Origin of the sequence: Actinomyces sp. ICM58, from assembly GCF_000283035.1 — a bacterium.
GTDB lineage: Bacteria > Actinomycetota > Actinomycetes > Actinomycetales > Actinomycetaceae > Pauljensenia.
This window is the reverse complement of record NZ_ALIY01000123.1, coordinates 20963-27546: the sequence shown is the minus strand read 5'-3', so window position 1 is coordinate 27546 and position 6584 is coordinate 20963. Positions and strand designations below refer to the sequence as shown.

Below are 6584 nucleotides of genomic sequence, written 5' to 3'. Positions count from 1 at the left end.
CCCGCCGATTCCGGCGGGCGCGCACTTGTCGTTTTCTCGGTAAATGGGAGTTTGGCCCTAGTGGCGGAGGCGCAGGTCACGTAGAATAGGACACGCTAGGCACACTGGGCCTCGCGGCCCGCTCCGTCAATGAAAGATGGCAGAATCATGAGCACAGTCCGTATCGGTGTCCTGACCTCGGGCGGCGACGCCCAGGGCATGAACGCGGCCGTCCGCGCAGTGGTGCGCACGGCGTTGGCGAAGGGTGCGCAGCCCTATGCGATCCTGGAAGGCTGGCAGGGGGCGTGCGACGGGGGCGATTCCATCAAGAAGATGGACTGGTCGGACGTGTCTTCGATTCTCGCCGAGGGTGGCACCGTCATCGGCACCGCTCGCAGCGCCGAATTCCGCACCTACGAGGGCCGTCATCGCGCTGCCGCGAACCTGCTGGAGCACGGCATCGATCACCTGGTCGTGATCGGCGGCGATGGCTCCCTGTCGGGCACGAATGAGTTCCGCGGCGAATGGTCCCAGCACCTGGCCGAATTGGTTGCTGAGGGCGCCATCACGCAGGAGTTCGCGGACGCTCATCCTGCCCTCATCATCGTCGGCCTGGTCGGTTCGATCGACAACGACATGGTCGGCACCGACATGACGATCGGCGCGGACACCGCCCTGCACCGCATCCTGGACGCGATCGACCAGCTGACCAGCACCGCTGCCTCGCACCAGCGGACATTCGTCGTCGAGGTCATGGGACGCCACTGCGGCTACCTGCCCCTCATGGCGGCCGTCGCGGGCGGCGCCGACTACGTCTTCACCCCCGAAGATCCGGTGGGGCAGGGCTGGCAGGACGATCTGGCCGAGCACCTGCGCCTGGGTCGCGAGGCTGGGCGCCGCGAGTCGATTGTCCTGGTCGCGGAGGGTGCTCATGACCGTGATGGCAACGAGCTGTCGACCCAGCTGATCGCGGATACGATCCAGGAGCGCACGGGCGAGGACGCGCGCGTCACCATCCTCGGCCACGTGCAGCGCGGCGGCACTCCCTCGGCCTACGACCGCTGGATGTCGACTCTGCTGGGCTACGCGGCGGTCCAGGAGATCCTGGCGTCCACGGGCGAGGACGAACCTGTGATCCTGGGCGTTCGTCGCAACCGCATCACTCGTGTCCCCCTCATGAAGGCCGTCCACGATACGCGCGCGGTCAAGGACTATATTGCGGCCGGCGACTACGTGACTGCTCAGGCGGCGCGCGGCTCGTCCTTCTCCTCGATGGTGAGCATCTATCACCTGCTGTCCACGCCCCCGCAGCTGATTCCCGAGCCCACGGGCGACATCAAGCGCGTCGCGATCCTGCACGCGGGCGGCCTGGCCCCCGGCATGAACACGGCGGCCCGCGTCGCCGTGCGACTGGGCATCGCGCGCGGCTGGACGATGCTGGGCGTCGAGGGCTCGTGGAGTGGCCTGGCCGATGATCGGGTGCGCGAGCTGAGCTGGTCGGACGTTGAAGGCTGGGCCTTCAAGGGTGGCGCCGAGCTGGGGACCAAGCGCGACGTGCCGCCGGTCGAGCAGTTCTACGCGCTGGGGCGCGCGATCGAGCGTAACGAGATCGACGCGCTTCTCGTCATCGGCGGCATGAACGCCTACCTGGGTGTGCACGCGATCCAGGCGGAGACGGACCGCTACCCGGCGTTCCGCATCCCGATGCTGCTCATCCCCGCTTCCATCGATAACAACCTGCCCGGCTGCGAGCTCGCGATTGGCACGGACACGGCGATCAACAACGCGACGTGGGCGATCGACCGCATCAAGGAGAGCGCGGCCGCCTCCAAGCGTTGCTTCATCGCGGAGACGATGGGGCGCCGATGCGGCTACCTGACGTTCATGAGCGCCCTGTCCAGCGGCGCCGAGTACATGTACATCAACGAGGAGTCCCCCTCCCTCCAGCAGATCGCCGCGGACGCAGAGCGCATGGTTTGCTCCTTCAAGTCGGGCCGCCGCCTCTTCTTGACGCTCGTCAACGAGTCGGCGTCGCAGTATTACGACCGGGATTTCCTGGCCGACGTGTTCAACGCCGAGTCCGAGGGCATCTACGACGTGCGGCATCAGGCACTCGGCCACATGCAGCAGGGCGGCGCGCCCTCGCCGTATGACCGCCTGCTCGCCACGCGCCTCGTGGCACGAGCCTTCGAGCAGCTCGTCGGCCAGTTCGAGCGTGGCGACCGCGGCGCCTACTACATCGGCCAGGTCGGTAACGCCGTCGAGGCGCGTCCTGTCAAGCGGATGTTTGACGATCTGGACATCGAGAATCGCCGCCCCTTCGCCCAGTGGTGGCTCGACCTCGTCCCCGTCCAGCGCATCGTTTCCCTGCAGAACCCGGGCATCGAGGCGTCCCCTATTCCCATCGACGATCCCGTCGAGTAAGGCCAGACCGACTGCGCCGATGACGAGGCCGTGGTTCCGTGAGCGCTCGCGGGCCACGGCCTCGTCCATGACCAGGGTCAACGAGGGTGACCGAGCGCGCATTCGCAGCTAAACTGGATGGGTACCTACCTCTACTGTCAGGAGCACCCATGAGTGATATCCCCGTGATCGACCCGACGATGACCCCCGCGTGGGACAAGCTCGACCAGCTGGCCGACACCTTTGAGCCCGATCTTCGCGCGATGTTTGCGGACGATCCCGAGCGCACCAAGAAGTTCACCTTCCAGGCAGGCGACCTGCACGTTGACCTGTCGAAGAACCTCGTGTGCCCCACGCTGGTGGGTCACCTCCTTGCCCTGGCCGAGCAGACGGGCGTGGTTGACCTGCGCGATCGCATGTTCGCCGGCGAGCATATCAACGTCACCGAGGATCGCGCCGTCCTGCATACCGCGCTGCGCCGCCCCGCGACCGACTCGCTGACGGTCGACGGCCAGGACGCGATCGCCGACGTCCACGAGGTGCTGGAGAAGGTCTACGCCTTCGCCCGCCGCGTCCGCTCTGGCGAGTGGGTGGGTATCACCGGCAAGCCCGTCAAGACGGTCGTCAACGTCGGCATCGGCGGCTCTGACCTGGGCCCCGTCATGGCGTATGAGGCCCTCAAGCCTTACGTGCAGGAGGGCCTGGAGTGCCGCTTCATCTCCAACATCGACCCCACCGACGCGGGCGAGACCACGAAGGATCTGGACCCCGAGACGACCCTCGTGATCGTCGCCTCCAAGACCTTCACGACGCTGGAGACCATCACGAATGCGAAGGTCGTGCGCGCCTGGCTGCTGGACGCCCTGCGTGAGCGCGGCATCGTCACCGACGAGGCCTCCGAGAAGGAAGCGATCGCCAAGCACTTCGTCGCCGTGTCCACCGCCCTGGACAAGGTCGCCGAGTTCGGCATCGACCCGGACAACGCCTTCGGCTTCTGGAGCTGGGTGGGCGGCCGCTACTCGGTGGACTCCGCGGTGGGCACCTCCCTGGCCGTCGCGATTGGCCCGGAGGGCTTCGCGGACTTCCTCTCCGGCTTTAACGCGATGGACCGTCACTTTGTTGAGGCCGCTTCCGAGAAGAACGTGCCCCTGCTGATGGGTCTGCTCAACGTGTGGTACTCGAACTTCCTGGGCGCCGACACGCACGCGGTTCTGCCCTACTCCCAGTACCTGCACCGCTTCCCGGCGTACCTGCAGCAGCTGACCATGGAGTCCAACGGCAAGTCCGTGCGCCGCGACGGCAGCCCCGTTACCTACGAGACCGGCGAGGTCTTCTGGGGTGAGCCCGGCACCAACGGCCAGCACGCCTTCTACCAGCTGATTCACCAGGGCACCCGCATGGTTCCCGCCGACTTCATCGCGTTTGCGAACCCGACGTGGGCGCTGGGCGATGGCGACGCCGACATGCACGAGCTGTTCCTGTCGAACTTCTTCGCCCAGACCAAGGCCCTGGCCTTCGGTAAGACCAGCGAGGAGGTGCGCGCCGAGGGCACGCCCGAGGCCATCGTCTCCGCCCGCGTGTTCACCGGCAACCGTCCCACGACGTCGATCATGGCCCCGGCCTTGACTCCTTCGGTCCTGGGCCAGCTGATCGCCCTGTACGAGCACATCACCTTCGTCGAGGGTGCCGTGTGGGGCATCGATTCCTTCGATCAGTGGGGCGTCGAGCTGGGCAAGGTGCTGGCTAAGCAGATTCTTCCCGCGATCGAGGGCTCGTCCGAGGCCCTGGATGCGCAGGATCAGTCCACCCGCGCTCTCATCGAGTACTACCGCGCGAATCGCACGAAGTAGTCTCTGGCTCTTGTAGCCGCACGTGGGGGAGGCGGTGGGAGCGTGACGCTCCCGCCGCCTCGCTGTATGTGGGGACGAGGCGTCGCTTAGTGCTCCATGTGCTCGTGGCTCGCGTGTTCGGGGCATTCGAGCTGGAACGTGGAGTGCGCGATGGGGAAGTGGTGGCACGCGCATTCGCCCAGCTCGTGGATGATGCGGTCGCGCGAAGGCCCGTCGGCCTCGTGCGTGACGGTCACGTGCGCGGTGACGGTCACGAGGTGCGAGGACACGGCGGCCACGTGCAGGTCGTGCACGCCCAGCACGCCGTCGACGCCCAGCATGTGCGCGCGCAGCTTGGCCACGTCCACGCTGGCGGGTGCCTGCTCCATGAGGATCGCAACGGAGCGGCGCAGGAGCGTGAGCGCTCGCGGTGCCATGAGGACGGCGATCAGGAGTGAGGCGACCGCGTCGGCGCGCGCCCAGCCGAAGGCCCACTCGGCGCCGGCCGCGACGATGACCGCGAGGGACCCGAGCGCGTCGTTCGCGACCTCCAGGAACGCAGCTTTCATGTTGAGGTTCGCCTCGCGCCCGCCCGCGAGGATCGCCAACGACACAACGTTCGCGACCAGGCCGATGACGCCGACGAGGAGCATGGGGCCGGCCTCGACCTCGGGCGGGGATGCCAGGCGCCACGCGCCTTCCCACGTGACCATGACGCAGATGACGAGGAGCATACCGGCCTGCAGGGCGGCAGCCAAGACCTCGGAGCGCGCCCACCCCCACGTGTGCTTCTCGTCGCGCGGGCGGCGCATGAGGTGCGTGGCGATCAGCGCGATAACGAGGCCGGAGGCGTCCACGACCATGTGCCCCGCGTCCGCCGCCAGCGACAGGGAGCCCGACCAGAAAGCACCGACCAGCTCGGCGACAACGACGGCACCCGTGACCGCGAGCGCCCACCCCAGGCGCGCCGCAGACGCCGACGAATGGGAGTGATCGTGCGAGTGCGCGCCGTGCCCGGTGCCCGGAGAGTGCGCGTGATTGTGGGAGTGGGCCACGGCCTCGTCGACGTGGGACGAGGCGGGGGCGGGCTTCTCTGACCCGGTGCCGTCGGGCGGGGGCGAAGGGATAGTGCGCGACATGCCCCCACTCTACGACCCTGTGCGCTGAAAGACAGACCCCGCACCAGCCTCGTATGTTGTAGATCACGCGGGTGGGGTGCCCTGTTGGGACTGGGTGCCCGGGTCTGAGTGTGACGGACGACGTATCCTAGGAGACAGAGCGCGGGGAACCCCGCGACTGCAAGGGCACAAGCCCACAGGACTGTAAAGGAGCGCCACTCATGGCAGAACCTCGTATCGTCACCGTCACTGGCGCAGCCGGCAATATCGGCTACGCCCTCCTGTTCCGCATTGCTTCCGGCCAGCTGTTCGGCCCGGACGTGCCCGTCAAGCTGAACCTGCTCGAGATCCCGCAGGCCGTCAAGGCCGCCGAGGGCACCGCGATGGAGCTCGACGACTGCGCGTTCCCGACCCTGGCCGGCGTTGAGATTTTCGACGACGTCAACCGTGCATTCCAGGGCACCAACGTCGCGTACCTGGTGGGTGCCATGCCGCGCCGCAAGGGCATGGAGCGCGCCGACCTGCTCGAGGCCAACGCGGGCATCTTCGGCCCCCAGGGCAAGGCCATCAATGACGGCGCCGCCGACGACGTGCGCGTTCTCGTCGTGGGCAACCCCGCGAACACCAACGCCACCATCGCCCAGAACGCTGCGCCGGATGTCCCGGCCTCGCGCTTCACTGCGATGATGCGCCTCGACCACAACCGTGCGATCGCGCAGCTCGCCCACAAGACCGGCGCCGCGAACGCCGACATCAAGGACGTCGTCGTGTGGGGTAACCACTCGGCCGACCAGTACCCGGACGTCTCCTTCGCGAAGGTTGCCGGCAAGCCTGCGACCGAGCTGGTGGACGAAGAGTGGCTGTCCAGCTACTACCGTCCCACCGTCGCCAAGCGTGGCGCGGCCATCATCGAGGCGCGCGGCGCCTCCTCGGCCGCTTCCGCTGCGAACGCCGCGATCGACCACATGTACTCCTGGATCCACGGCACCCCCGAGGGCGAGTGGGTCACCGCCGGTGTTATGTCCGACGGCACGCACTACGGCGTCCCCGCCGGCCTGAACTTCGGCTTCCCCGTCACCTCCGATGGTGGCGAGTGGCAGGTCGTCGACGGCCTCGAGATCTCCGACGCGACCCGCGCCGGAATCGACCACAACATCAAGGCCCTCCAGGAAGAGTACGACGCCGTCAAGGCGCTCGGCTTCATCAAGTGAGGCTACCGCCCTCGCGGCGGTTGGTGGGAAGGGTGCGCGCCCGG

The 6584-nt window shown here is 67.5% G+C and carries 4 protein-coding genes; 3 read left to right on the top strand and 1 reads right to left on the bottom strand.

All coding sequences use genetic code 11. The annotated features are described in order from the left end of the window. Positions 1 to 147: 147 nt before the first annotated feature. Positions 148 to 2403, top strand: coding sequence for a 6-phosphofructokinase (locus tag HMPREF1138_RS05925; RefSeq protein ID WP_009057673.1), 2256 nt, complete (start codon positions 148 to 150; stop codon positions 2401 to 2403). Between the two features lie 149 nt (positions 2404 to 2552). Further along, positions 2553 to 4232 carry a glucose-6-phosphate isomerase gene (gene pgi / locus HMPREF1138_RS05920; protein ID WP_009057659.1) on the top strand — a complete coding sequence of 560 codons (1680 nt, stop codon included), beginning with the start codon at positions 2553 to 2555 and terminating at the stop codon, positions 4230 to 4232. 86 nt (positions 4233 to 4318) lie between these two features. Here pgi and HMPREF1138_RS05915 read toward each other — a convergent pair whose 3' ends face one another. Then, complete coding sequence (locus HMPREF1138_RS05915) at positions 4319 to 5350, bottom strand: cation diffusion facilitator family transporter (RefSeq protein ID WP_009057653.1); 1032 nt, start codon at positions 5348 to 5350, stop codon at positions 4319 to 4321. A gap of 200 nt (positions 5351 to 5550) precedes the next feature. Between HMPREF1138_RS05915 and HMPREF1138_RS05910 the strand changes: the two genes are divergently transcribed. Next, positions 5551 to 6540 (top strand): malate dehydrogenase, encoded by a 990-nt coding sequence (locus tag HMPREF1138_RS05910; RefSeq protein ID WP_009057671.1) that lies wholly within the window; start codon positions 5551 to 5553, stop codon positions 6538 to 6540. Positions 6541 to 6584 lie beyond the last annotated feature (44 nt).